This window comes from Vibrio sp. 1CM24A, from assembly GCF_023161725.1.
GTDB lineage: Bacteria > Pseudomonadota > Gammaproteobacteria > Enterobacterales > Vibrionaceae > Vibrio > Vibrio coralliirubri.
Genome location: NZ_JALNTS010000003.1, coordinates 442,850 through 468,833, shown reverse-complemented (window position 1 = coordinate 468,833; position 25,984 = coordinate 442,850). Strand labels below are relative to the sequence as shown.

Below are 25,984 nucleotides of genomic sequence, written 5' to 3'. Positions count from 1 at the left end.
TTGTTAGCTTCGATTTGTCCCACACTTCACCTTCCAAGTCGTGAAGTAGCGAAGCTTCGCATCTCGCTGATTTAAAAGAGACAAGCCACTAATTTTAAAAGGATTTAATCAAGAATGGTTAGTAACAATCGATATTGGTTATTCCTGTGTGCTTGTTTATTGATTGGTTTAGTGCAGGTAGCCACGAAGAATGGAATCAGCCAATGGAAGCTTGAACAAGCGCAACGTTATGCGGAACAACGCTTTCTTGGATACATTGCCGAAGCAAGGCGCACGCTTAAACGTTTCTATTATTTGCCCTATCTGGTGACCAACGATGAGACCAGTGTCCGTTTCATTGATGGTGAACAACAACTCGAAAAACGTATCAAGAAACAGCTGATTCAACTGGACAAAGCTGCCAACACTAAGGGCTGGTATCTGCTTTCTGGTAACGGCGAGTTGTTGGTTTCGAGTGTTGAAAGAAGCAAGTTGAGCAAAAAGAACGCCAGCACAATCGTGTCTAAGATCCACCAGCAAGGTGGTGCGATTTCAGTGGTAACAAAAAACAAAGGCGTAACGCCCGATTACTTTATTGCCGCGCCCGTTTATCGAGCCTCTGATGTGGTGGGTATTGTAGCGGTGCAAATCGACTTATCGTTACTCACCGATCAATGGTTTGCCGATGGTGAAGCGATACTGTTCCAAAACCCTCGCGATCAGTTCTTTCTATCCAGCGATCACCGATTGAGTGCCGATTGGTTCAATGACACCTTCAATTCACAACCAAACACCACGAAGCGCGAACTGTATGATCAAACCCATATTCGAGTATGGCGACTGCAAGGTAAAGATTACCTAATTCAGTCGATCAAGTTAGACGATCTGAATTGGCGTTTAACCTATCTAACACCATTAACTAACCTCAATCAGACCACCAATTGGATTAGCTGGAGCGCTGCCGTTGGCTGTCTTTTCATTCTGTTACTGTTGGTGATTCTTTACCAAAGACGCCAGAAAAAGCTCAGCAATCTGAGAATCCAAAAGCTTATCGAAGAGTCTGAGAAACGATTGTCTGGAATGATCAATAAAACCCATGTTGGGTTAATACTGATCGATAAACACGGACGCATTCACGATATCAACCTGATGGCGAAGAACTACTTTTCCCTATCTGATTCCATAATCAATAACATCAAGGCATGGCAGTTATTTGAAGCGGGCAATCCGAATTCAACCACCTTGCAGCTGCTCAAAAACTTAGATCAACACCAAGAACTGGCCGAGATCACCAGCGTCGAAACCATGGCAAGACGCAGCGATGACAGTTACTTCCCTGTTTTATTCTCTATTAGCGCCTTTCCTTGGCATGCGACGACTTACTACCTGTGTACCGTAATCGATATCAGCAAACGTAAGAAAGCCGAAATTGCGGTGCAAAACGCCAATAAAACGCTGCAGCTGCGAGTCGAAGAGCGAACTCAAGATCTGAAAGATGCGCAGCAAGAACTGGTCGAATCTAGCAAATTGGCAGCACTAGGACGGATGTCGAGTGCGATTACTCATGAGTTAAATCAACCGCTTACTGGTCTAAAAACCCTGCTTTCAAGTAATCAATTACTGATGGAAAGAGGCGAGACTAAGATGCTGAAAGCGAACATGGATCTCGTGATGAGCCTAATCGACCGAATGGCTAACATGACTAGCCAGCTGAAGTCATTCGCCTTTCAAAGACTAGAAAAGCCATACCCAGTTTCGCTGACAGACGCACTGCAAGAAACCCTGCGTATTCATCAAACCGAGCTAGACAGCGTCGATATTCGTGTGCGTATCGCTTCCAATATTTCGATGGTAATGGGAGAAGAAGCACGACTTCGCCAAGTGCTTGGTAACCTGCTTAAAAACGCCATCGATGCTACTCAGAATCAAACACCCGCGACCATTGTTATCAGTGCACATGCCGATCAACAACGTGTGATTATCAAGGTGCAAGATAACGGCTGCGGTGTATCAGAAGACCAACTCGACACCATTTTCGAACCGTTTCATACCAACAAAAAAATGGGCGAAGGTTTGGGGCTGGGGTTAGCAATCACCGCAAACAACGTGCGCGATATGCAAGGTACCTTGATAGCGAAGAACAACTCAGACCAAGGCATGACATTCACGTTAACGCTGAAGAATATAGATAGTAAGTAATCACTAACAAAAAGCATTACATGACACCTCACAAAGAAATCAGAACTAAAAAACCGCCCATCGAGGGCGGTTTTGATTCACTTATTGGCGTGTGACTTATCAGCTAATCAGTTAGCGACTTACTCAGCTAGCTGCTTCAACAGTCGCTCTGTTGGACGAACAATCGCGATGATTGATTCATCATAGATTTTCGCCGAATCAGACAGTATCGCTTGGTAGGCATTCACGTCGGCTTCTCTTACTTTCTCGCCTGCTTGTGCTTTAGCAATCAAGGTTAACGCTAAATCTGCAACTTCGACGGTTTTCTCAGCAACCACCACGGTATCGACCGAAGACACGTTACCAGAGAAGATTGCTTCAGCGGCAAGTGCAGCCGATTTAGCTTGCTGATAATGCCCAGCAAGTTGCTCTAGTGCTTGTTGATTGCCTGTCGCGACTTCATTGACCAAGTCTTGCATCTCATACACGGCGTAGCTTTCGACTGGCAGCGCATCAACGAAGCGGTTTAAGCGCTCGTATTGGCTGTATAAAGTGCCCTTAGGTTCAGTTGAGTTCCACTTCTCCCAGTTACGCGCGTAGTACTGTGCTGGCTCAGTGTATTTCGCTAGCACGCGCAGGTCGTGAATATCTTGGCCTTTGGCAATGCGTTTTAACAACATGTCGGCATCCGCATGATGACGTAGGCCAACCGATACTTCAGACCATGTGTCCATTGCCTTCATGCGCTTGTACATGCTGCGCTCGTCCGTCAGTTCTGCATCAGACCAGAAACGCTCTGCAATAGCGTAACTACGCGGCCATAGATAGTTTTCTACTGTGAGGCTGTCTTTGTTCTCTAGCCACATAGTGATCTCGCCACCTAGGATAAGTTCTTTTTCATTGTCCGTTAATTCTGCAGGGTAACCGCCATTTGGCTCTGGAATCACGCTGCCTTCAACATCACTGCTCGCAATCACTTCCCCTGTGGTTGGCCAACGCACGTTACCAATCAACTGGTAGCTGCCTCCAGCAAACCCATTTGGATTCAGATTCAAGTTGAATTCAGTATACGACATGAAGTTATCGAAGTGACCGACAAAGGTTTTACCCGGCACATAATCAAGGATGAAGATCTCTTCGCGAGACTTACCGTTGTAATCACTGAACGCACGGAAAGTACCGTCTTTCGCTTCAATGATAGTCAGCGTTCCCTTACGTGGGCCGCCTTTTGAACGTGGCTTCTGCCATTGATACGTCACGAACGTTTCGCCACTGTGCAGCTTATCATCAACCGTGATACCACTTGGCATTGGATCATTGCGATAGTGGTAGCTAGTCGGCTGAGGTTGGTCTAGGTAGTAACCGGTAGATAGTATACCTGGGTAGCCCTCTTTTGCCGCACGGCCAATGCTGTCGTGCCCTTGCCAGCTTTGAATCACGATCGAAGTCGGCAGATCTTTATGCCAAATCTCATCCCAACCGGTCATCTTCTTACCGCGCTCTTCGAGCATCTTCTCAACTTTTACATTGAGGTAAGACTGCAAGCCGCGTTCGCCATCGATATTATTCTCTTCAATGAACTGTTGGTGCTTTTCGCTGTTTTTCCACTGCGCATAGTTCGGCTCATCGCCACCGATGTGGAAATACTCGTCTGGGAACAGCTCGGTCACTTCATCAAACACATCGCCCAGCATTTCATAGAGCTCTGGATTCAATGGATCCATCAATGGCTCAAACACGCCCCAACCACGCTCTTGCTCATAGCTTTGACCTTCACCGCCCGACATCAAACGCGGGTAAGCATAAGCAACCGCAGAAGAGTGACCCGGCAGAGAGACTTCAGGAATCACACGAATACCGAGGTTACGCGCGTATTCCACTAAGTAACGGACTTGGTCTTTGGTGTAGTAATTACCATCAGCGGTTTCAGACCACAAACGCGGCCATGATTCAGTTTGAATACGAATGCCTTGATCGTCCCAGAAGTGCCAATGGAACACGTTCATCTTCGCCGACGCCATCGCATCTAACTGACGAATCAGCACATCAAATTCAATGAAGTGACGTGACGTATCGTAAGAAACACCACGCCAGCGGAAGCGAGGCTCATCGACAATGGTTACGGCAGGAATGTGGTAGCCAGTCGCTGTCGTTTCAACGAGCTGCAAAAGAGTTTCAATGCCGTGAATTGTGCCGTATGGGCTTGGAGAGCTCAAAGTGATCTGTTCACCCTGAGTGGTAATTTTGTAGGACTCTACAGAGTCGATATTTTGTACTTCAGATTTTGGTGCTGCGTCGATATCTATGATCAGGTTCGCTTGGTCTGCACTATCCACCTGCCAGTTTAGAATCGGAACACCCGTCTGGCGCTCAAGGCGATCAATAAAGCGTTTCGCCGTGTATTCAACACGGTCAGAGTTAAAGCCTTGGATGTAAACCTTGAAGTTACCGTCGACCTTAACTTGCCCAGCTTGCAGCTCGACCGTTTGTGGGTACGGCATTAAATTTAGATCGGTATTTGGAGCCATTGCTAACGCCATTGGGGACACTACTGAACCGGATATCAATAGTGACAATATAGTTTTTTTCATTATTAATTTTCCTATATAACTTTCATTGTATTTTATTTATCAGAGCCTATTCACAAAAATAACTAGGCTATGTTGTTTTAGAATGAGAAATTAACACCAACTCGGAAACGCCAATCCGTTTTATCATTTTCAGATTGCACCGTATCCGCATCAACCACTTCAGCGTATGGCCTCACTGTTGGTTTCCATTTGTAGACTGCTTTGACGGTATGCTCGCGGGCATTTAGATCGCCGGTTGCAAGCTCTGTCGTATGATGCGTAATCTGATCGAAATACGTAAAGGCATACGAAATCATGTATTTGTCTGTATTGTATCCCGTCCAAATATCATAACGGTTTCGCTTTGCTGTCTCTTCATTGCCATAGTCATTCACTAAAGCTTCGGTCGAAAAATCATAACGATAACGACCATGGACAAAGAGACCATTGTCAAAGTTGTAATTAAGCTTTAGATAAGGCATCAAGAAGGTATTTGAGCCTTGAAAATTCATCACTACGCCAGGGTTCAGCATAAAATTGTCATTGATGGCATAGGTGTAATAATGGGTAAACTCAGTATTAATCACCTTCGTTTCGTCATACGCTCCTGCTGCATGTCGAACATTCGTCAGTGTTTCTAAACCATACCCATTATCAAAATGGTGACCAACAATAAAACGACTTCGATACTGATCTGTCGTACTTCGATACTCTGCCCTTAAATCGACATAACCTCCGGCAGTTGAGGTCATTGGTAATAATGCTAGTAGTGTTAAAGGAAGTAATTTTTTCATAGTTCACCGATATTATGATTATAAAAACCCACCGCACATTGATACATGCAGAAAGATGTAAATTCGGAGACTACCTGTTTTATTTCTTATTAATTTTTAGATTGTACAAGGTTTATTTATAGCTACTGCTCATATTCAGTAGCTACTATTTATTTTAATAAAAGCTAAATTTAACTATTTCACCATTTCAACTGCTTCACGAACCAATGCCGCGATCTCGTCCCACTGTTCGTTCTCGATCATCTTCGGAGATACCATCCAAGTACCGCCACAGCACACCACGCGATCGACGTCTAGGTAATCATTGACGTTGTGTTTCCCGATACCGCCCGTTGGCATCAAAGACACATCAACGTATGGCGCTAGCAGAGATTTCACCATGTTGATGCCACCAGACGCTTCTGCTGGGAAGAACTTCAAGAAGTTAAGGCCAAGCTCTGACGCTTGCTCTACTTGGCTTGGGTTGTTTATGCCCGGAACGATTGGAATACCGATTTCTTGGCAGCGTTTTACGGTGTTTGGATTCAGGCCCGGAGCCACGATGAATTCGCTACCCGACTCTTTCGCAAGGTCGATCTGCGCTGACGTTAATACTGTGCCGGCACCGATACACATCTCTGGATAGGCATCGCGCATTGCACGAATCGCGTCTGCTGCCGCTTCAGTACGGAATGTTACTTCAGCAACGGGTAAGCCATTTTCTACTAACACTTTTGCCAGTGGAATCGCGTGTTCCACCTTATTGATTTGGATAACAGGGATAACTTTGAATTGCTTAAGTTTGTTGATCATTTCTTGAGACATAATAATTCCGCTTTTTAATTTTATTTTTTAATCAGTTTGCTCATAGCGCTCACGGGGATGATGGCGCCAGAGTATTGGATAACAGTGGAAGCCAGTTGGTGGCCAAGTTCAGCAGCGTCGATGGCGCTCTCACCAGTAAGGCGCGCCGCCAAATAACCCGCTGCGAATGAGTCGCCCGCCGCGCAGGTGTCGACCACATTAGAAACACGAGTCGCTGATACATAGCTCTCAACAACATCGTCTTGTTCAACTTGAACAATCTTGCATGGCTCACAACCACGTTTAATAACGATCTCGTGGCAACCTAAACGAAGGCAGCGTTGTTGAACGCTCTCAGAGTTACCCCAAACCAGCAGGTCGTCGTCTTCGGTAATCAGTGCGATGTCTACCAATGGCAGTAACTTGGCGTACCAGTGTTGAGCTTGCTCTGTACTCCAAAGCTGTGGGCGATAGTTGTTATCGAAAATCACCTTACCGCCTTGGTTTGAGAACACGCTAATGGCTTTGAATAAACGCTCACGAGAGGCATCATCCAAGATCGCGATACTAATACCGCTGATGTAAATCGCGTCGACTTGCTTCTCTGTCAGAGCGATTTCAAGCTTGTTTAAGTTATCGATTTGAAAGTAAGATTTTACTGCCGCGTCGTTGCGCCAGTAGTGGAAATGTCGCTCACCTGTCTCGTCGGTTTCGACCATGTATAAACCGGGTAACTTGTTTGGGATACGTTCAACGAAATTGGTTTGAATACCTTCTAGCTGCCAACTATCAATCATGTTCTGAGACAGTTCATCACTACCTAAACCCGTCGCGTAATGAACAGACAAGTTTTGATGTTGAGTTAAGCGAGAAAAGTAAAGCGCGGTATTGAGCGTGTCGCCGCCAAATTTTTTGGTTAATGGAGAGCCGCTGATTTCGACCATACATTCGCCGAAGAAAGCAATATTGAACAGAGAAGATGCTGACATAGCCGCTCCTAAAAATAGAGATAATTGACTTTAGAAAAGGCCCTACCGTTAAGCAGGGCCTGAATTAAGCAAACCAGTTGTGGAGACCAGATTTAGCTTGTTTGATTAGCAGGGCGTTGAGGTGCCGCGTCTTCTTCAATTACACCTGAATCAGACATTTCCATCTCCATCAGAGCGCGTTCATCATCAAGAATCGCTTTTGCCATTTCTGGTGTTACTTGGTTAGCCGGAGTACATAGGCTCACTGCCACACCAGCTGCTAGAGCAAACAGACATGAAGGAATCACAGGGTTGCCCCAGAAAGCCGTGTAATCAGCATTTAGCATCACTACAAATGAAGCTACAGAAGCGCCGGCTAGCGTTGCAAGCGCACCTTGCCAGTTGTAGCGTTTCCAGAATTTACCCAACATACCGCACACGAACATGCCCGACATTACCGTTGAAATCATCTTCGTGATGTAGCCAATGATGTCGTTCGACGTCAGTGCGAACAGCAATGCAAAACCAATCACCACAATCAGTGCCAAGCGAGAGTAATTCAGCATCGACTCTTTGTTTGGTACGCGGCCTGTGAACATCACGTAAACGTCACGCAGTAAGATAGACACGCCCGCAATCGCATCTGAGCTTGCACTCGACATGGTTGCAGAAAGACCCGCGATAAGAACAATCATGCCAACGCCAACCGGAAGAACCGTTGCAGCTACGTAAGGGAACGAGTAGTTCGGGTTATCCAATGATGGGTCGATTGCGTGTGCAGCCATACCAATGATTGCAGGGATGATAGAGAAGAAAAGGTACAACACACCCGATGCCACAAATGAGCGACGAATGGTTTTAACGTCTTTGCCAGAGTAGATACGTTGACGGAATGAAGGCGTCGCCAGTACACCCACACCGATAACTACAGCCAAAGAAACAGCAGGAAGAATGCCCAGTTTATCGATTGCTAAAAAGCTCGTAGCAGCAGGGTCCATCGCAGCGTAAAGGTTATCCATGCCACCGATGTGATCCACAGACATAACCGCCATCAAGATGAAACCAGCAAAAAGGATGATAGCTTGGATAGTATCGGTCCACACAACCGCTGTGTAACCACCGATCACCACGTAGATAGTAAATGCCGCAGCAATAATAATCTTCGCAAGGTTAAGGTCGATGTCAGCAATCCACGCTAGGTACATGCCGCCACCTAGAATGTGCGCACCTAACCAACCGATTGACGCGATAAAGATAAGCAGACCAACCACGTTTTTCACGATTCGGTTAGCGCCAACATAGTAAGCCAGCTCTTCACTCATGGTCATGAAGTTCAGTTTACGAACCGGAGCAAACCAAAGGGCTAGCAATAGGATGCCGATAGCACCGCCAATTCCGTACAGAGCACCTGCCCAACCATTCGCGTAGCCGAAGCCAACCGCACCCATACTTGAGCCCGTGCCGACCATAGTCGCGACGGTTGTACCCAGAACTAAGAATAATGGCAGGCCACGGCCGCCTAATAAGAAATCTTCGCCAGATTTTTGATTACGCGAGACAAACCAGCCTAACCAAATTAAAAATAATACGTACACGCCGAAGCCTGTAAGAAAAAGTGTGCTGTTCATTTGACACCTCTCAGTGAAATATTAAGTTCATTCCTGAACTTTATTTATGATTCATTCATTTTATATTTCATATAATTACTTTATTGGTTTTGTATATTTTTAATTAAAGTAATTTTTATAAATGTAGGGTGAGAGTATTAAAGGATAATAACAGGGATGCTTACCCCCTAATACTCTCTAAGTAGGTTATTGTGATTAGGTTATAACTAAACGCGATCAGCGCGGTAGCAAGTCACATCTACTTCAACTTTCACGTCTACCACTAGGTCACAGACCATGCAGATACGTGCCGGAGGGTTAGCACCGAAGAACTCTTTGAATACCTTATTAAAAGATTGGAAGTAACGAGAATCTGTTAGCACAACCTTTACGTGCATTACGTCTTCTAGGCCGTAGCCCGCTTCAGTCATGATATCGACACAGTTTTGGATCGCTAGGCGAGACTGGTCAACAATGCCACCCTCAACCACTTCACCATCTGTCATCGGTGTCTGGCCAGAAACGTATAGGAAACCACCCGCTTCAGTTGCGCGTGCAAATGGTAAATGTTGTCCGCCTGTACCTGTACCGCCTTCAACACCGTAACGTTTAATAGTCATTTTTTAACTCCACTTCTTTATAGATAATATTGGTTCTGTTCCAATATATTTAAATTAATTCGTCGTTTTTATATTTACCGTAAATTTAATTTGATAATTAAAATCTAGTTTCGGTAAATAAAAACGCCTGAACGATTATTTTTCACTTTTCCTTGCTGGTAAGTTAACTCACCATTTACAAATACGCTTTCTATTCCCTCAGCAACTGAAATAGGATTTTCAAATGTTGCTGTGTCTTTAATATTCTTTGGATCAAATAAAACTAAATCGGCAAATGCACCGCAGCGAACTTCGCCTCGGCCCGCTAAGTTGTAACGCTCTGCAGACATTCCGGTCATTTTGTGAATCGCTTCTGGCAACGAGAACAGTTTTTCATCTCGGCAGTAGTGACCCAATACTTTCGGGAAGGTGCCCCACAGTCTTGGGTGTGGATGCGGGTCATTTGGCAAACCGTCAGAACCGACCATGGTTAATTTGTATTTCAAAACGCGCTTTACGTCATTCTCATCCATGCAGTGATACACCGCACCCGCTGGTTGAAGTGCTTTCGCCGCATCCATCAGAGGTAGATTCATTTGATCAGCAATCTGCTTAAGCGTTTTTCCTGCATGTTCTGGCTTTGCTTCAGACCAAGTGATGAAGATGTCGAAATCATCCGTCACCTGTTTCAAATCCAGTGTTGAAGAGCTCGCTGAATATGGGTAGCAGTCACAAGACACATCTTGGTGCTCAGAAACCTTGTCCATCAAATCAAGTACTTCAACGGTTCTGCCCCAGTTGCCCGCACCTGCACATTTAAGATGAGAGATGACAACTGGCACTTTCGCGTATTGTCCTGTCTCAAACGCCTCTTCCATCGCGCTTAAGATCTCTTCGAATTCGGTACGCATGTGTGTGGTATAGATGCCGCCGTGGCTAGACAGTACCTTTGCTAACTGCATCACTTCGTTGGCATTCGCTTGTTTCGCACTTGCGTAAGCCAGACCTGAACTCAAACCTAATGCACCTTGCGCCATCGCTAAATCAAGGTTGCTTTGCATCGCTGCAATTTCATCTTCGCTTGCCGTGCGTTGTAGGTCGTCCATCACTTGGTTACGCAGTGTGGTGTGGCCCACTAACGCAGCTACGTTTACTGCGGGTTGAGCTTGCTCTACCGCTTGTGCATACGCGGCAAAAGTTGGGTATTTAAAATCAGCCTGCGCACCTAAAAGATTCATTGGGTCAGGTGGATCGCCAGCCAAAACCGTTGGCGATGCGCTGATGCCACAGTTGCCAACAATCACGGTTGTCACACCTTGGCTGATCTTAGGTAGGCAGTCTGGGTAACGAATTACGTTGGTATCGTCATGTGTATGTACATCGATAAATCCAGGAGCCAATGCTAAGCCTGCTCCCTCAACCAACTGGCCACAATCTTCGTGATCGATTTGACCAATTTCGGCGATTTTTCCATCAAGGATTGCTACATCGGCACAAAACGATTGTTCGCCGGTGCCGTCAAACACCTCTACATTTTTGATTATCGTATCGAACAACATTTTTCACTCTCTCAATCCACTGTGTTGATGGAGCTATATTAAGAATCCAGCCGATTATTTTCAGTGACAAAACACACATAATATTTTAATTTGTGTGATAGTTTCTACCACAAAGTAGATTGAAGATATATTTAAACATTAAATAACAACAACTTAAATCATGTTAGGAATCAGCAATGAAACATAACCCTACACAAAAAGATGTTATAAAGTATCAAAAAGATAGTTTCGTCTTGACTGAAAAAGGCCAAAAAGGGAGAGCAGTATCACAATCTGAGAACGGTATTTACCGACTGGTTGATGAAGATATTTCGCTTCCGGTAGCAATTATCAAACAATCCGCCTTAGCCAATAACCTAAATTGGATGCAATCATTCGCCGATCACCATCAGGTTAAATTGTCACCGCATGGCAAAACATCAATGACCCCTGCTTTTTTCCGCCAACAACTAGAAAATGGCGCTTGGGGTATTACAGTAGCGACACCTGCACAAGCAGAAGTTGCCGCTATGGCGGGTGCAAAACGAATCATCATGGCCAACCAGTTGGTGGGTAAAACCAACATGGCGATCGTTGAACAGCTGATCAGTGAATTTGATGTCGACTTTTACTGTTGTGTGGATTCATCGGTAAACGTGCAGCAACTTAGCCAATATTTCGCTAATACAAAGCAGACGCTAAAAGTGCTGATCGAATTTGGTGTACCGGGCGGTCGCTGTGGTTGTCGTTCACCGGAAGAAGTTCTAGAGCTGGCTCAAACCATCCAAGACACACCTGCCCTTTCGCTCGCGGGTATTGAGGTGTATGAAGGTGTGATTCACGGTGACAACGCAGAACAAGACATTCGCACCTTCTTGAAACAGGCGCTGACTTCGGTCGAAAGCCTCGCATCAGATGGCCTAATTGCAGGGCAACCTATCATCACGGGTGCCGGCTCTGCTTGGTATGACGTGGTTGCAGAATGTTTAGCGAACCTAACCGATTACTTGGCGATCATCCGCCCGGGCTGTTATGCCATTCACGACACAGGTATCTACCTAGACGCTCAAAGCAAAGTGCTACAACGTGCCCAAGCAAACCAAGGTTACGCATGTGAATTGGGTGGTGATTTAGAATCGGCACTTGAAGTATGGGCGTATGTAATCTCTCGCCCAGAACCGACCAAATTAGTGGTTGGGCTAGGCAAACGTGATGTGGCGTTCGATGCAGGCTTACCTATTGCCGAGCGCGGCTATCGCAATGGCGAAGCAATCTCAGTGAAAGGGCTGACTGCTACCGCCGTGATGGATCAACATACCTTTGTTGAAACGGACGGCACTTGTGAGATTGAAGTGGGCGACATGATTGCATTCTCAACCTCACACCCGTGTTTAACCTTCGATAAGTGGTGCTACATTGCCATCAGCGATGACGACCATCAGGTAACAAACTGGGTGGAAACCTGCTTCTAGTTCGATTTTTCAATAAGCTAGAATCAGCGAAGCAATAAGATATACTAACGGGGCTAAGGCTTAGTTTTTAATGGATTAGTGCTCAATAGCTAAATGACTAAAAAGCTAAAGAGCTAAAGAGCTTGCTTCTTACGAGCTAGATTCTTAATAACTAGGTAATAACAATTAGCCCCATCAACAAAGGATCAGGATTCTTGAGTTTAGAAGTAGATATCATTTCACAGATAACGGAGCGTTTTCCCGCTCTTCGTGATGCAGAGAAAAAAGTCGCTAAGCTGATCATGGACGACATTGATTTTGCAGCCAATGCCAGCATCACAGAGCTTGCTGAAAGCGCTCAAGTGAGTGAAGCTACCATTACGCGCTTTGCTAAGGCTATCGGCTGTAGCAACGTACGTGATATGAAGATAAAGCTTGCTCAAACACTGACAGTCGGCCAACGTTTTATTCTCGAACCGGTTGACCAAACGGGTTATCAAGGTATCTACGAATCGATCAAGCAGAGCCTAGACATCAACCGCACCTTGTTCAAAGAGCAAGACGTTGAAACCGCAGTCAGCTGGCTGCATAACGCCAGACAGATCATCGCTATCGGCATGGGTGGTGGCTCGACCATCGCTTCTCAAGAGCTGCAACACCGACTGTTCCGTTTGGGCTATCCCGTGGTGTCGTACAACGATGGCTTAATGTCACGTATGGTTGCCGCGACAGCAGATGCTAATGACGTGATGGTGATGATCTCCGCGACCGGTTTCACGCCTGTGATCACTGAAACCGCAGAGCTGGCTAAGCAGTATGGACTTAAGATCATCGCGATTACGCCACAAGATACACCGCTGGCAAAGATTGCCGATATCTTGTTACCCATCAAGCATATGGAAACTGACTTCATCTACAAACCGTCGGCTTCTCGCTACGCAATGTTGGCGTTAGTGGATGTGCTTTCTATGGGGATCGCAGTCAATCATAAGAATCGCTCTCGCGACAAGCTGCGTCGCTTGAAGGTTGCGTTAGATTCCTACCGAGGTGGGGGCGACAGACAGCCTCTCGGTGATTAAACGTTATCGCGACTAAGCTCCTCGCTGCTAAATCACCGCAAAATGAATCTGAATAAAAAAGCCCCGCAGTATTCACTCCATCGAGTCGTTACTCCGGGGCCTTTTCGTTGTGTTTTTCTAGAAATCACTCGCCTGAATCAATTGAAGTTAAGATAAACTCGACTCTTTCCTCTACAGATAACTTGGGCACTTCCACCAACTGATAACCGAATTGGTTATAGGCTGTCACCATCTTTTCGTAAGTGGCGATCGCTTCATCGAAATCCTGCTTACGTTCCTCATCATTGATGAAAATCGAATCCCATGGCGGGAAGATAAATACCTTGTTGTTGTATTCAAGCTCATTGCATTGATTCAACAGAGATTCAGAAATCGGCAAAGCTTCCAACAAGCTGTAACCGTATGAATCTACGATACTTCTATCAAAGAAAACCGGCTGTTCACTTGCCTCAAACACTTGATAATTAACTAACTCTTCTCGCACCATCTCGTCACGGAAGGCTACTTTATCTAACCATGGCAAGGCACTCCCTTGTCGTGCTACTTGGTACTGAATGACTTTACGTCCAACCTCTGGTGCGCAGCGATAGCCGCGACTTTTTAACGCATCGATAACCGAGGTTTTTCCTGATCCCGGGCCACCGGTAAATACGATTAGATTATTCAAACAAACCTCTTCAAAAGGGAAAATAACGAATCGGGCCTTAACGAAACCCAAGTTAACGAATTAAGGCTAGGATCGGCTTAAATTCTGGTGCGCGACAATGTTTCACCAATTCGTATAAGCTCATTTCTAATCCCGTAATTTGGGCACCAGCATCGGTTAGTCGACGGATTGCCAGATCCTTGTTAAGTGCTGTTCGCGAACTAACACAGTCGCCAACTACCTGAACCTTGTACCCAAGATCTAACAACCCCATTGCGGTTTGATAGACACAAATATGAGCCTCAATGCCACACACCAACCAAGTCTCTACATCCTTGGCTTGAACAGTCTCAACAAACTTGGGTTCGTAACACGCGTTAAACGTAAATTTTGGTATCGGATTAACATCGCTCAGCAGGTCATTCAGCTCGTCGACCGTAGCACCTAGCTTCTCTGGATTCTGCTCCAAACGAATAATTGGCAGACCCAAAACCTGCGCTCCTTGAACCAACTTTCCGCAATTAGCAATCAGCACATCACTGTCATCAACAAGGCGTGCGAGCTTACCTTGCACGTCCACAACCACCAAACCTGTGCTTGCTCTGTTTAACATCCAACTCTCCTTGTCATCATTAGAATCAGCGTACTGCTTTGTTCTCAATAACACCGAAATAAATACTACAATAGAACAAATACGATATTTATTATGTTTTATTTTTCAAAAATTTAAACAAACCCCAGCTCACTCCAACCTTAAAAAACATCGTTTTATTTAGCAAATTTAACCATTTGTCAATATATGAATTTTATTTATAAACAATATAACCAAAAAATTTTCTGTTACCCCTTGATAAATCAAGGACCGAAGACAATCACGATATCAATGAAAAAATAGGTTTCATTTGTGAGGGTTTTATAAATCAATTATCAGCGATACCGTGATTTGCATCACAGGATGAGTAAACAAGGTATTATCATGAAAAAATCAGCATTAGCACTCGGCTTAATCGGTTTAGTTTCACTTCCAACTTTTGCAGCAGGTATCGATGGTGGCGCATACGTAGGTGGCGGGCTGAGCGTCTATCAAGGTTCGGATACTGATGGCGCGCCAAGTCTGGATTCTAGCGGCATGGGCTACAACCTATACGGCGGTTACCAATTCAACCGTATCGTTGGCGTAGAACTTGGCTACAACGATTACGCAAACTACAAAAATAGCTACGAAGACCTATCACCGACGTCTATCTCTGTATCAGCAAACCTCGGTTATACATTCGACAATACCATTCGACCATTCGTATTAGCAGGTTTGAGTTCCGTAGACCTAAACGCAAGTAGTGGTTCAGGGTTTGATGATGACAGCGGCACTGGCTTCCACTTTGGCGTCGGCGTTGAATACTCACCTATCGAACACTTAACACTTCGAGCTATTTCTCAGGCTGATGCGGTAAGTGTAGATAATACGATTGGTGGCAAGACATACAGTAGCGATACTTTAGCATTCAACAGTGTGAGCTTCGGTGGTTCATACGACTTCTAATATTCTCCCCAAACGACTACGTCGTAAGTAGCTCAAATTCACTTTGCTACTCTGCCCTGTGATAAGGCAGCACAGTAAAGTGAATTTTTGTATCTATGTAACGATTCAGCTTACAAAGCCATACAGTAATGAGCAAAAGACTCAGGGATAATTGTCAACAACGGTCGAGAGGCCAAAAACCAACAACGATTAAAAATCGACAGTGACCGACAATCACATTTGAAGACATGACAGAGTGAGTAACAAAGATGAACAAGATAACAAAATCAGCATTAGCACTGGGCTTAATCAGCGCAGTTTCTCTTCCAGCTTTAGCTGCAGGTACTGATGGCGGTGCATACATTGGTGGCGGACTTAGTGTCTACCAAGATTCTGATACAGACGGCCACGGTAGCTTAGATTCAGATGGCATGGGCTACAACCTATACGGCGGCTACCAATTCAACCGCATCGTTGGTGTTGAACTTGGCTACACAGATTACGCAAACTACAAAAATAGCGCTGAAAAGCTGTCGCCAACGTCTATTTCTGTATCAGCAAACCTAGGTTATACGTTCGACAACACAATCCGCCCATTCGTGCTAGCAGGTTTAAGCTCTGTTGACCTAAACGCAAATAAGAGTGCTGGTTACGCTGATGATAGCGGTACAGGTTTCCACTTTGGTGTAGGTGTTGAATACACGCCAATCGAACACCTAACGCTACGCTTGATCTCGCAAGCGGATGCAGTAAGCGTAGACGACACGGTCCAACTTGGTAACTCTCAGATATCAGCTGGTGACCACACGCTTGCCTTCAACAGCATTAGCTTCGGTGGTTCATACAACTTCTAATGTGATTGAACCACATAGAATAAGCTGAACATACTAATTCACTTTGCTGTTCCACCTTGTCATGAAGGTCACTCAGTAAAGTGAATTTTTGTTTCTACACGCCCTATCGCGTCATTTCACTTTAGCCAGTTTATCGCTCACCATCACTTATTGAGCTTTATGCGTTGATATTAGAGCTTTCTTGGTATCGAGACTAAAATAAGGGATAAGAGACGCAGGAAAACAAGACCTATGAATCTACCAAGCTTAAACATGTCGATAAACAAGCTGCCTTTTGTGTTGGCCGTGTATTATCTGCTTGTCGTCAACCTACCTCTCTCCCAAGAACTGTTTAGTATTGTTCAGGCATCGAAATCTGAAAGCGTTGCGTTTCTTATCTCCATTCCTATCTTCTTCCTTGCTGCCTTTAATTTCATCTTCCAAGTCTTCAACTGGCCTATCTTCTCTAAGCCGTTTTTCATCTTATTGCTGATCACCTCCACCTTAGTCAGCTACAGCATGTTCAATTACGGCATATTCGTCGACTACGGCATGATAGAGAATGTGTTTGAGACCAATAGCGGTGAAGCAGCCAGCTATATCAGTGGTCACTCGATCTTATGGCTACTGGCTATGGGCGGTATTCCATCACTCATCCTGTTGTTTACCAAACTTGAAAAAGAGTCTTGGAAAGATTTCTTTGTCTGGAAATCGATTGGCTTGCTCTCTTCCTTGATCGTCATTGCGATTATTGCCGGGCTTTTCTACAAAGATTACGTATCGATTGGTCGCAATAACTCGCACATCAAAAAGATGATCATTCCGACCGAGTATGTGGCATCAACAGTCAAATACATCAATAACACCTACATCAAACAGCCCATCCCCTATCAAGAATTGGGGTTAGATGCTCAACTCAAACCACAAGCAAAAGCGGCCACCAAACCGACCTTATTGGTGTTTGTGCTTGGCGAAACCGCTCGCGTGTATAACTACCAATATTATGGCTATGAGAGAGAAACCAACGCTCATACCAAGCCTTATAACCCAATATTTTTCTCTGATGTTCAGTCGTGCGGAACAGCCACCGCGGTTTCTGTACCGTGCATGTTCTCGAACATGAATCGCAGCAACTATGATCGCGACAAAGCCTACAACCAAGATAACGTGGTCGACATTATGAACCGCGCGGGCATTCACTCTATCTGGAGAGAACATGATGGTGGAGACAAGGCGGTCGCGCACCGAATCAAAGAGATGACGCTCGTCGCCAAAGACAGCGACCCATTGTGTAATAACGACGTATGCTACGACACAGCGATGCTAGAGAACTTCGAACAAGATACGCAAGATCTCAAGCAAGATAGCATCATCTTCTATCATATTGCAGGTTCTCACGGCCCAACGTACTTTGAACGTTACCCAGAAGAACATAAGAAATTTACGCCTGATTGCCCTCGTGCAGATATTGAAAACTGCACCAAAGAGGAAGTGGTTAACACCTACGACAACACCATCTTGTACACGGATTTCTTTCTCTCACGGGCTATGCAAAAGCTAGAGAAACTCACCGATAAGTACAATGTGGCGCTGATGTACATTTCCGATCATGGTGAATCTTTAGGGGAAAACGGCGTCTACCTACATGGCATGCCTTATTCATTGGCACCGAAAGAGCAAACCCATGTGCCTATGATCATGTGGATGTCTGATGATTTTGCCGAGCAGAAAGGGATAAACCAAACCTGCTTGAGAAAGGCAGGCAAAGAACAGAGCTTCTCCCAAGACAACCTGTTCGACTCTTTGCTTGGCCTAATGGATGTACAAACCAAAGAATACCGAGAGAACCAAGATATTTTTGCTGCGTGTCGCTAGTTTTATAGGTGACTTATGTAAATTAATTTCCAAAGGTTCGTTTACATAAGCACCATTCGGCTACCATTACAGCGAAATCAATGGCGGCAAAGGAGTCAAGTTAACCAAAGGAGTACTTTGCCAGTAACTTTCACTGGCAAATAACCACATTGGAGCAACCGTATTCTGTTTGAGTGAAGTAACATCCACTAACACCAACAGGGCGTAAAAACGATGTACATAGTCAACCGTCTCTTTGGGTAACCTTAAATCGGAAAACTGCCGACTACCCGCCTTTTTTACTGCTCGTTGTACCCGTCCTTCTCCAGCGTTATATGCCGCAAGAGTCAGGTTAATATCACCATCAAACTTACGATATAAAAAATCGATATACTGCATCGCCGCATGAGTGCTAGGTTCAATCTCAAACCTTTGATCTTGCCTGTCATTAACCGTCAAGCCAAACCTTTCAGCAGTGGCAGGCATCAGCTGCCATAAGCCTGCCGCCTTAGCGGGGGATATAGCATTGGAGTTGTACGAAGATTCCAGCATAGGCACCAACACAAAGCTATCAGGTAAAGACCGCTCGGTAAGCTGTCTAAAGATTTCGTTAACCAGTGGGTCGAACTCTTCTAGCTTTTTCAGTATTTGGTTTTGGTATGGTTTAAGCGTGTTTATATGGGGTTGGATGACATTTTGGGATGGACGGTTTTGCGCATAACTGGAGCTACTTTGAAAGCACATAATTAATAACACCAGTCCTAAAAACCAGTGCACCAGAAGTTGAAAGCCAAAGCCTTTAGCCAAAACATCGCTCCATCATCGTATTGTCCTTTATCCTTGTTTAAACCCCAACCCTACCTTCAGTATTAGAAGCACACCTAAAAATCTGTTCACTCAAAGGCTCACCAAAAAAAGGTTAATACCACGATGGTACAACCCAAAAATACCGCGAAACAAATGGGAATAACTAAATGCTTATCCTTCTCGAGAGAGATAAAACCTTGTGGCTGTTGAACGATAAACATGACTAGCAAAATATTGTAGATAGCAATCAGCAAACCTACGATAAAAACATCGAAATACAGCAAACTCGTCGCTAAATAGACGTAATAGCCTATTAAAATGTAATCAATGAGCACTAACCAAGCCAGGCACTTCCGTGAATTAAACATGACGTTGATTGATTCAGTCATAACGACTTAGCACTTCAAAAGAAGTGACAGGTTGGTTCAACTCCGCTTGTCTAACCGCCCTTCTCTTACTGTCGGGCAACACCTTATCCAACTCGTGCTGACCAAGTGGAGAAGCTCTTGTGGCACTGCCTATCGAAAACGACTTATAGACTTTATTCAGCTGCTCTAGGGTATTTGCGGTCAATATATACAACTCTATACGACGGTTGACTCCAGATTTCGTATTCTCATAGTCAACAGGGGCGGTATCACTCATACCCGTGACCTGAAAGATATGGTGCTCTTGAAGCCCCCCTTTATTGAGATAGTAACGCGCGCTGTTTGCCCTATTGCTTGATAGTTCCCAGTTCGTCATGCGGCTACCCTTATAACGACTGGCATCTGTGTGACCAGTAATGATCATCTTGTTCTCGATTTTTTCGAGTAGCCTTGCGAGGTTCAATAACAGGTCTTGATAAAATGGCGTCACTTTAGCTCCGCCTCGGAAAAACATCGGCCCTTTGTCTGAATCAGCAATCACCAATTTGGCTCCCTGAGGCGTAACGAAAACACTGACACTACCTAATGCATCAATACCTGAAAGCTCTTGGGTTATACGTTGTGCCAGCAATTCAAGCTCCTGTTGGCTATTAAACTCGCCTTCTAACACTGAGGTATCATTAATTCGATGAAGATCGGCATCATAGTGAGAGGTCGCGACATGAGGCAGTGGCAATGGGTTTATGGAATTACCACCACTTTCACTGGTACCTAGGTGCATGATTGGATCATTTCCGTAAGCAAAGTAGTTAAGCAGTTTCTTCTGATCATCCACATCCACCACCTGCAAAATCCACAGCACCAAAAAGAGACACATCAACGAAATCATCAGATCCGCCATTGCGACCTTCCAACCACCATGTTGCAGTTCATTGCGCTTACGGCGACCTTTTTTCTGAATAATGACTTGAGGTTGCTGCATCATCGTCTCCTTAACTTGATGACGGCTGTTGTCTTAACACTTCAACCGCCTTTTCAAGTTCAACAAATGATGGTTTGTAGCGAGTCTCGATATTTTTTCGACCTGCATTAGCACACATGTGAGCCGACTGGCCTTGAGCATAAGCTGACAATATCGACTTAACGCAAAACAGTGGTGCGAGCTGATTCTCAGACACATCTTTAATGCTGCTCGACATCGGACCTAACACACAGTAACACCCAAAAACGCCAGTGAAGGTACCCACCAATGCGCCAGCAATGTTCTTGCCAATTTCGGTTATCTCACCATCCAGCCCCTGCATAGTGAGGATTATTCCCATCACAGCCGCTAAGATCCCTAACCCTGGCATCGCCTCAGCAGTGGCATGTAGCTTCTCCGACGGCTTAGTATATTCGTCTTCCAAATGTTCGATTTCTTCTTCAAGAAAAGCCTCGAGCAAATGCTGAGATTGCTTGCCCGTAATCACCTGACGAAATGAATCGATAATGAATTGTGTGGTTAACGCGTCTTTGGTAATTCGAGGATACTTCGCGAAAATCTTGCTCGATTCCGGGTTCTCAACATGAATATCCAACGCTTTGATGTTCTTCACTCTCGCGGTATTAATCAGCTCAAACATCAAAGACAGTAACTGCTGATAATAGTCCTTGTTGTAAGGAGTAGAGCGAAACGCAATACCAATCTGTTGCACCATCAATTTGAGGGTTGAAGAGGTCGTAGACATCAGCAAGCTAGCGAAGGCTGCACCAAAAATAATGATGATCTCTGACAGCTTAAAGATGAACTCAAACTTACCACCAAGGAAAATGAAGCCACCAAAAATCACACTTAATACGACAACAATGCCGATTAACTTTTGCATACATCACTCTCCTTAATTCTGCTTTTGAGAATGTCTAAGCCTCGATGTTTGAGCCTGTGAACCTTAATCTCATTGATATCGAGGACTAACGCCGTCTCTTTGGTGCTCAAGCTCTTCACGTAAATCAGATACAAAATCCGCTGTTCCATTGCTGGGAGTGAATTCAGTACCAGCTTCACCTCGTTAAACAATACTTCTTTATCGGTTTCGGGCACTGCAGTAACTACAGATTCCAACTCGATATCATCAAAGACATCCACGAGGGTCATGGCTTGCTGGTAATCATCCGCTTCTACCCCTAAGTGTCGACAGACTTCATTACTGGTTGGCTCCCTACCGAGTTGCTGAAGTAACTGCCGCTCGGCATGTTTGATGCGGTTGACGAGCTGGCGTTTATCACGTTCCATGTAGTCACGTCGACGCAATTCATCGATCAATTCACCACGAATGCGCACCGCAACGGCACGGCGAAAATCATCATTTGCAACATGGTCAAACTTTCTCAGTTCAATCACTAAGGTCATCATGGCGGTTTGTTTAAGGTCCTCAAACGTCCCCTCATCAACCGCATAGCGATATTGATACAGCAGCCCATTAATCAACTTAATGTTTTGCTGCAATACCAACTTCTCGAGCTCCTGTAGCGTCGCCTGGTCATCGGTTTGGGTATGTTGATATTTAGGCTGCATTAACATGATGACGACCTATTGAAATACCGCTTTCGTCACAAGCACATCACCCACTTGTAAGCTGGGTAACTCGTCCAAATCGTCCTTTAAATCGTCTTGAATGACATAAATAAACTGCTTGTTATAGAAGTAAGACGCCTCCTTCACACTGAATTTTTTTATGATTCGATTTTTGATTCGACTGAGCTGCTCGTGCACGTAACCACTGTTCCGCTCCGGCGTAAACATAGAGACATCCAGCAACAGCAGGCTTTGTCGATTACCTAGGTTAATCGGTACGAGTACATTTTCTAACTGAACCTCGATCTGTTGCGTTGGAGCCGGTTCTGGCTCACTTGGGGTTAACCATGAATTCAACAGTCCCATATTCAGTTGATTGGTTTGATAAAACCAAAATCCGGTCACACATAATGCGAGAGTTAAAGCAAAGGTGATGAAAACTTTAATCATGTTCAGACCCTCGCAATATATGCTTGGTATTCCAGTACATACTCGGGTTGATCTTGCGTATGAGCATCACTAGAGGATAGGCGTTCTTGTTCGAACGGCTGATTTTGTTGCTTCGACTCAGGTTGATGGTGGCTAGGTTGGTCAAGACTAATGTTCACCTCAGACAACTCTGAATTTTGCGAAATCAATTCGTGTCGCAAACGCTCCGATGTCGCTAAGATCGCCTCTCTGGTTAGCGCCGATGATGCACTCATTTGGATATTTACTTTGTCACCTTCCATGCGAATGTACATCTCTACCTTGCCTAGCTCAGGTGGATCAAAACGTATTCGCGCGGCCTGATTTAACGTGTCGAACTGAAGCTGGATTTTATCCCTCAATACTTGATGTATCTGCCTTTGACTTTCTAAGCTGAGCTCTTTGGTCGCCTCTACCATCGGAGCCGAAGCCCTAACATAGCTGCCATCACTGGTAGCATTAACCGCTTCAATTATCGGCTGCCCCATTAACAATGGAGTGGTGGAAGTAGCCCCTAACTTGAGGCTTGCTGGAGTGGCATTGAACATTGAACTGGCTAGCTGATGATTAAACGACAAGGCCAACTCTGAACTGGTATACCTATTAGGTGTGTGACCAAAAAATGAAGGCGCGCTCGCTTGCCAATCAGCCCCTGAATGATCCACTCCTTTAGAAGATAATAGCGAGCTGCTCTTTAAACTGAATTCAGAACCCGCTCCCCGTCTTTGATTCATCAATTCCAACTGCTGGGTAACAAAATGAGCAATCGTACTTAACTGCGGCAGTTGAACCTGTGACTGCTGCACGAGATCTTGTGGCGAGTCGAGTGACTGCACCACAGCTCTATCACCCAAATTCAACCCTTCCCCTGATGCCTCCAATCGAGTTAGAGGTGAGTGAGAGTGAGTAGTATCAAACTCAGGACTCAATAGTTCAGGATTAGATAGTTGTGAGTAAGAAAGTACCGAATGAGAAAAACTAGCCGTGCTTTCAGAGACACTCATATTAGGTATCAAAGCGGAATCTGGAGAAATTGCAGACATAGACGAACTCACCTGATCAAGCACCGAAAATAGCGACTGAAAAGACTGCGCAAGCGGCGTCATACGTATCTCGCCTAGTTCTGAAGCCAATGGTTCAAAAGCTAAAGCTTCAGAGGCTAAGGTTTCAGAAGCTATAGGCGTCGCTAACGTACTCGCGGTGTTACTTTTCACTGAAGGACTTGCCGTCGACAGTAAATCCAAACTGCTCCTATAAGACGACGTTTGTGCTTGTAATTCCATAATTACTCTCCCGCTCTGACCTGTGTCTGAGCATAGGCTTTGTCACGTTCACGTAGACTGATATTGTTACTAAGCTGCTGTTTTAATAAGGCTTGCTCATGAGTCACTAAGATTCGACATTGCTCATGAGCCGACTTAAGTCGCCTAACGATAGCAACATAATCAGGGTGCGACTGTTCAACCTCTAGCAGCACCTTTTTCACCAACAGATTAAGCTTCACGATCTCAGCAAATTTTTTGCGATTTGCTGCGTCCTCTAACTTACTAACAAGACGTTCTACCTGTTTAGGATTGGGCTTCATCAAGCCACTCCATTGCTCCTTCCCATCCCTCTTTCAGATCGGTCACGACACCAATCAACTTAACGATAAGTTCGGTATTCATCTCTTTCGACGCCTCAAATACAGTCGCAATGGCGTGCTCATACAAGGCGTGTATATTTTGGATAAGCTCTTCCCCAGTCGATAAATCCAGAGATGCATCGAGCCCAACTAAGATATCAATCGATTTTTGCGTTGCGTTAGACTTGAGCTCCAAGTCTTTGGTTTCAATTGAAAATTTGACACTTTCTAACTCTTGGATCAGTCGCTCGTGTAACATACAAATCAATTCAAAGCTCGACGACACTGAAGCATTAGCCGTCACTTGAACATTGGCATAGTTGGCTTGCTGCTGTTTCCCTAAAAGCATGTGTTGCTCCTTAGATAGTGAAAAGTCCAGATACCGAATCCAATTGACTACTGAGTGAGTTCAGTTGAGTAAACTGAGACAGGTAGCGGTTGTAGTAAGTCTCATAGCGAGTGTCGAGCGCCGCTAAGGCGTCATTAATGCGGCTCTTTTCATTATCGAGCGTATCTATTCGTCGACTCAGGGAGCCGTTAGAGAAGTCGATATAGGTTTCAAGTTTGCTTTCAAAAGCTTCAAAGACTCCACCGCTTCCAGTGAATAGTGTTTCAAAATCGACCGTCGTTGCCGCACTTTCAAATTTGCTGGAGTCGAGGCTAAGTTTGCCATCGCGGTCGATTTCAAGTCCTAACTCAAACAAGCGAGTACCGTTGTAGTCATCACGTATAACGCTAGCCAGTTGGTTTTTGATGCTGCGCACTGCGCTATCCGAAGCCAATACGCCCCTTGTCTCATCCTCATTACCAGAAGCGGTTAGGTTAGTGATCTCAGTAACAGCGCTGTTATAGGCATCAACAAATTCTTGTAAGGAAGCGACCGTGGCGGAAAGATCATCGCCAATTTCAATCTTTGTTGCTGAATCTCCGCTGTTGTTCGATTTAGTCACCGTAAGGTCAACGCCATCAATGAGTGATTCAAAGGTATTACTTGAATTAGTAAGTTGAGTGCCAAACTCGCCACCGAGTGCGATCACCGCATCTTGGGCTGTTTGCATTGGTGCGGCGCTTGCTGCTGCCACCACCGTATCCCAACCGCTGGCGGCATCTGCAGACAAAGTAAAAGCAGCGTCAGCGCCTTCATTTTCAGAACCAAACAGCACTTTCATCGACCCTTGCGACTTAACGAGAGTGGCTTGAATAGAACCGTCAAATTGATCATTGAAGTAACTTACAAACTCGCTGTACGTAACATCACCACTTACGTCAGTGTCTGCATCCATAATGTTGATGTCTGTAGTAACGCCGCCTTGAGTGACAGAAAACACGCCTCCCGACGCCATAACATCATTTGAATCGACCGAGTTGGCATCAAAAACTACTTGATGATTGGAAGCCATCTGTTGCACAAAAACATCTAAGTTGATGTCATTCACACCAGAGTCGACGGAGAGAGAGAAATAGTCATCACTCGATGTCGAGGTTGACGTTTGAGTTAGGCTGGACCCAGATTGAGTAAACTCGTAAATTTTATCTTCAAGCGACTGAAGGGCCGTTTTAACTTTACCAATCGCAGAGGTCTTTGAGGTAATCGTTGACAACTTTTGGGTATAGCGCAACTCAAAAGGCTGCACATCTAGACTAGCAAAATTGCTAGCTAACTGAACCGCATCAACGTTCATAACTCTTCCCCTTAACTCGTATAGGAGGTACAGCTCTACCCTCCTGCTACTCGACTAATATATAGCCGCTACTGAGTAAATAA

General features: G+C 45.0%; 24 protein-coding genes. 6 read left to right on the top strand and 18 right to left on the bottom strand.

Translation table 11 applies throughout. From position 1 onward, the window contains the following. The first annotated feature begins 114 nt into the window (after positions 1-114). The gene (locus tag MSG38_RS09655; protein WP_248401703.1) at positions 115-2,178 is read left to right on the top strand and encodes an ATP-binding protein; all 2,064 of its coding nucleotides are present in this window, start codon (positions 115-117) and stop codon (positions 2,176-2,178) included. Between the two features lie 119 nt (positions 2,179-2,297). Here MSG38_RS09655 and MSG38_RS09650 read toward each other — a convergent pair whose 3' ends face one another. From MSG38_RS09650 to MSG38_RS09620, 7 genes are all read right to left on the bottom strand, one after another. Beyond that, complete coding sequence (locus MSG38_RS09650; RefSeq protein ID WP_248401702.1) at positions 2,298-4,748, bottom strand: family 20 glycosylhydrolase; 2,451 nt, start codon at positions 4,746-4,748, stop codon at positions 2,298-2,300. Positions 4,749-4,825: 77 nt separating this feature from the next. Continuing rightward, positions 4,826-5,521, bottom strand: a complete 696-nt coding sequence (locus MSG38_RS09645; RefSeq protein ID WP_017111229.1) for an oligogalacturonate-specific porin KdgM family protein — start codon at positions 5,519-5,521, stop codon at positions 4,826-4,828. 174 nt (positions 5,522-5,695) lie between these two features. Continuing rightward, positions 5,696-6,325 (bottom strand): bifunctional 4-hydroxy-2-oxoglutarate aldolase/2-dehydro-3-deoxy-phosphogluconate aldolase, encoded by a 630-nt coding sequence (locus MSG38_RS09640; RefSeq protein WP_248401701.1) that lies wholly within the window; start codon positions 6,323-6,325, stop codon positions 5,696-5,698. 20 nt (positions 6,326-6,345) lie between these two features. Next, positions 6,346-7,293, bottom strand: a complete 948-nt coding sequence (locus MSG38_RS09635) for a sugar kinase (RefSeq protein WP_248401700.1) — start codon at positions 7,291-7,293, stop codon at positions 6,346-6,348. Between the two features lie 92 nt (positions 7,294-7,385). Beyond that, positions 7,386-8,900 (bottom strand): sodium:solute symporter family protein, encoded by a 1,515-nt coding sequence (locus tag MSG38_RS09630; RefSeq protein WP_048610233.1) that lies wholly within the window; start codon positions 8,898-8,900, stop codon positions 7,386-7,388. Between the two features lie 206 nt (positions 8,901-9,106). After that, complete coding sequence (locus tag MSG38_RS09625) at positions 9,107-9,499, bottom strand: RidA family protein (protein ID WP_017065166.1); 393 nt, start codon at positions 9,497-9,499, stop codon at positions 9,107-9,109. A 104-nt stretch (positions 9,500-9,603) separates the two neighbouring features. Then, the gene (locus MSG38_RS09620) at positions 9,604-11,037 is read right to left on the bottom strand and encodes a D-aminoacylase (protein WP_248401699.1); all 1,434 of its coding nucleotides are present in this window, start codon (positions 11,035-11,037) and stop codon (positions 9,604-9,606) included. A 176-nt stretch (positions 11,038-11,213) separates the two neighbouring features. On the opposite strand from MSG38_RS09620, the gene MSG38_RS09615 reads away from it, so the two are divergent. Both MSG38_RS09615 and MSG38_RS09610 read left to right on the top strand, forming a co-directional pair. Further along, a complete protein-coding gene (locus MSG38_RS09615) occupies positions 11,214-12,488 on the top strand; it encodes an amino acid deaminase (protein WP_248401698.1) in 1,275 nt (424 codons plus the stop codon). Between the two features lie 194 nt (positions 12,489-12,682). After that, positions 12,683-13,546, top strand: a complete 864-nt coding sequence (locus MSG38_RS09610) for a MurR/RpiR family transcriptional regulator (protein ID WP_017062019.1) — start codon at positions 12,683-12,685, stop codon at positions 13,544-13,546. Positions 13,547-13,670: 124 nt separating this feature from the next. On the opposite strand, the gene MSG38_RS09605 is transcribed toward MSG38_RS09610, so the two are convergent. Together MSG38_RS09605 and MSG38_RS09600 are read right to left on the bottom strand one after the other, a co-directional pair. After that, a complete protein-coding gene (locus MSG38_RS09605; protein WP_059017847.1) occupies positions 13,671-14,213 on the bottom strand; it encodes an AAA family ATPase in 543 nt (180 codons plus the stop codon). 52 nt (positions 14,214-14,265) lie between these two features. After that, positions 14,266-14,805 (bottom strand): hydrolase, encoded by a 540-nt coding sequence (locus tag MSG38_RS09600; RefSeq protein ID WP_248401697.1) that lies wholly within the window; start codon positions 14,803-14,805, stop codon positions 14,266-14,268. A 342-nt stretch (positions 14,806-15,147) separates the two neighbouring features. Here MSG38_RS09600 and MSG38_RS09595 point away from each other — a divergent pair, with 342 nt between their 5' ends. The 3 genes from MSG38_RS09595 to MSG38_RS09585 all read left to right on the top strand — a co-directional run bounded on the left by MSG38_RS09595 (position 15,148) and on the right by MSG38_RS09585 (position 18,419). Next, positions 15,148-15,732, top strand: coding sequence for a porin family protein (locus tag MSG38_RS09595; protein ID WP_086968972.1), 585 nt, complete (start codon positions 15,148-15,150; stop codon positions 15,730-15,732). Between the two features lie 248 nt (positions 15,733-15,980). Continuing rightward, positions 15,981-16,565, top strand: coding sequence for a porin family protein (locus MSG38_RS09590; RefSeq protein WP_248401696.1), 585 nt, complete (start codon positions 15,981-15,983; stop codon positions 16,563-16,565). A 231-nt stretch (positions 16,566-16,796) separates the two neighbouring features. Beyond that, positions 16,797-18,419 carry a phosphoethanolamine--lipid A transferase gene (locus MSG38_RS09585; RefSeq protein WP_050651135.1) on the top strand — a complete coding sequence of 541 codons (1,623 nt, stop codon included), beginning with the start codon at positions 16,797-16,799 and terminating at the stop codon, positions 18,417-18,419. A 66-nt stretch (positions 18,420-18,485) separates the two neighbouring features. Here MSG38_RS09585 and MSG38_RS09580 read toward each other — a convergent pair whose 3' ends face one another. The 9 genes from MSG38_RS09580 to fliD all read right to left on the bottom strand — a co-directional run bounded on the left by MSG38_RS09580 (position 18,486) and on the right by fliD (position 25,901). Continuing rightward, the gene (locus tag MSG38_RS09580; RefSeq protein ID WP_082242635.1) at positions 18,486-19,205 is read right to left on the bottom strand and encodes a lytic transglycosylase domain-containing protein; all 720 of its coding nucleotides are present in this window, start codon (positions 19,203-19,205) and stop codon (positions 18,486-18,488) included. A 381-nt stretch (positions 19,206-19,586) separates the two neighbouring features. Next, entirely contained in the window at positions 19,587-20,555 is a 969-nt protein-coding gene (locus MSG38_RS09575; protein ID WP_081090177.1) for an OmpA family protein, read from the bottom strand. A 10-nt stretch (positions 20,556-20,565) separates the two neighbouring features. Further along, positions 20,566-21,438 carry a flagellar motor stator protein MotA gene (gene motA, locus MSG38_RS09570; RefSeq protein ID WP_048610084.1) on the bottom strand — a complete coding sequence of 291 codons (873 nt, stop codon included), beginning with the start codon at positions 21,436-21,438 and terminating at the stop codon, positions 20,566-20,568. Next, on the bottom strand, positions 21,426-22,133 hold the full coding sequence (locus MSG38_RS09565; RefSeq protein ID WP_050651137.1) for a sigma-70 family RNA polymerase sigma factor: 708 nt from the start codon (positions 22,131-22,133) through the stop codon (positions 21,426-21,428). The genes motA and MSG38_RS09565 overlap by 13 nt, the downstream gene beginning before the upstream one ends. A 9-nt stretch (positions 22,134-22,142) precedes the next feature. Beyond that, a complete protein-coding gene (locus MSG38_RS09560; protein WP_105058585.1) occupies positions 22,143-22,577 on the bottom strand; it encodes a flagellar biosynthesis sigma factor in 435 nt (144 codons plus the stop codon). Between the two features lie 2 nt (positions 22,578-22,579). After that, complete coding sequence (locus MSG38_RS09555; RefSeq protein ID WP_248401695.1) at positions 22,580-23,839, bottom strand: flagellar hook-length control protein FliK; 1,260 nt, start codon at positions 23,837-23,839, stop codon at positions 22,580-22,582. 41 nt (positions 23,840-23,880) lie between these two features. Further along, complete coding sequence (locus MSG38_RS09550) at positions 23,881-24,180, bottom strand: hypothetical protein (protein WP_059017864.1); 300 nt, start codon at positions 24,178-24,180, stop codon at positions 23,881-23,883. Further along, positions 24,164-24,568 carry a flagellar export chaperone FliS gene (gene fliS, locus MSG38_RS09545; RefSeq protein ID WP_048610093.1) on the bottom strand — a complete coding sequence of 135 codons (405 nt, stop codon included), beginning with the start codon at positions 24,566-24,568 and terminating at the stop codon, positions 24,164-24,166. Before fliS ends, MSG38_RS09550 begins: the two co-directional genes overlap by 17 nt. A gap of 10 nt (positions 24,569-24,578) precedes the next feature. Then, entirely contained in the window at positions 24,579-25,901 is a 1,323-nt protein-coding gene (gene fliD / locus MSG38_RS09540; protein ID WP_050651140.1) for a flagellar filament capping protein FliD, read from the bottom strand. Positions 25,902-25,984 lie beyond the last annotated feature (83 nt).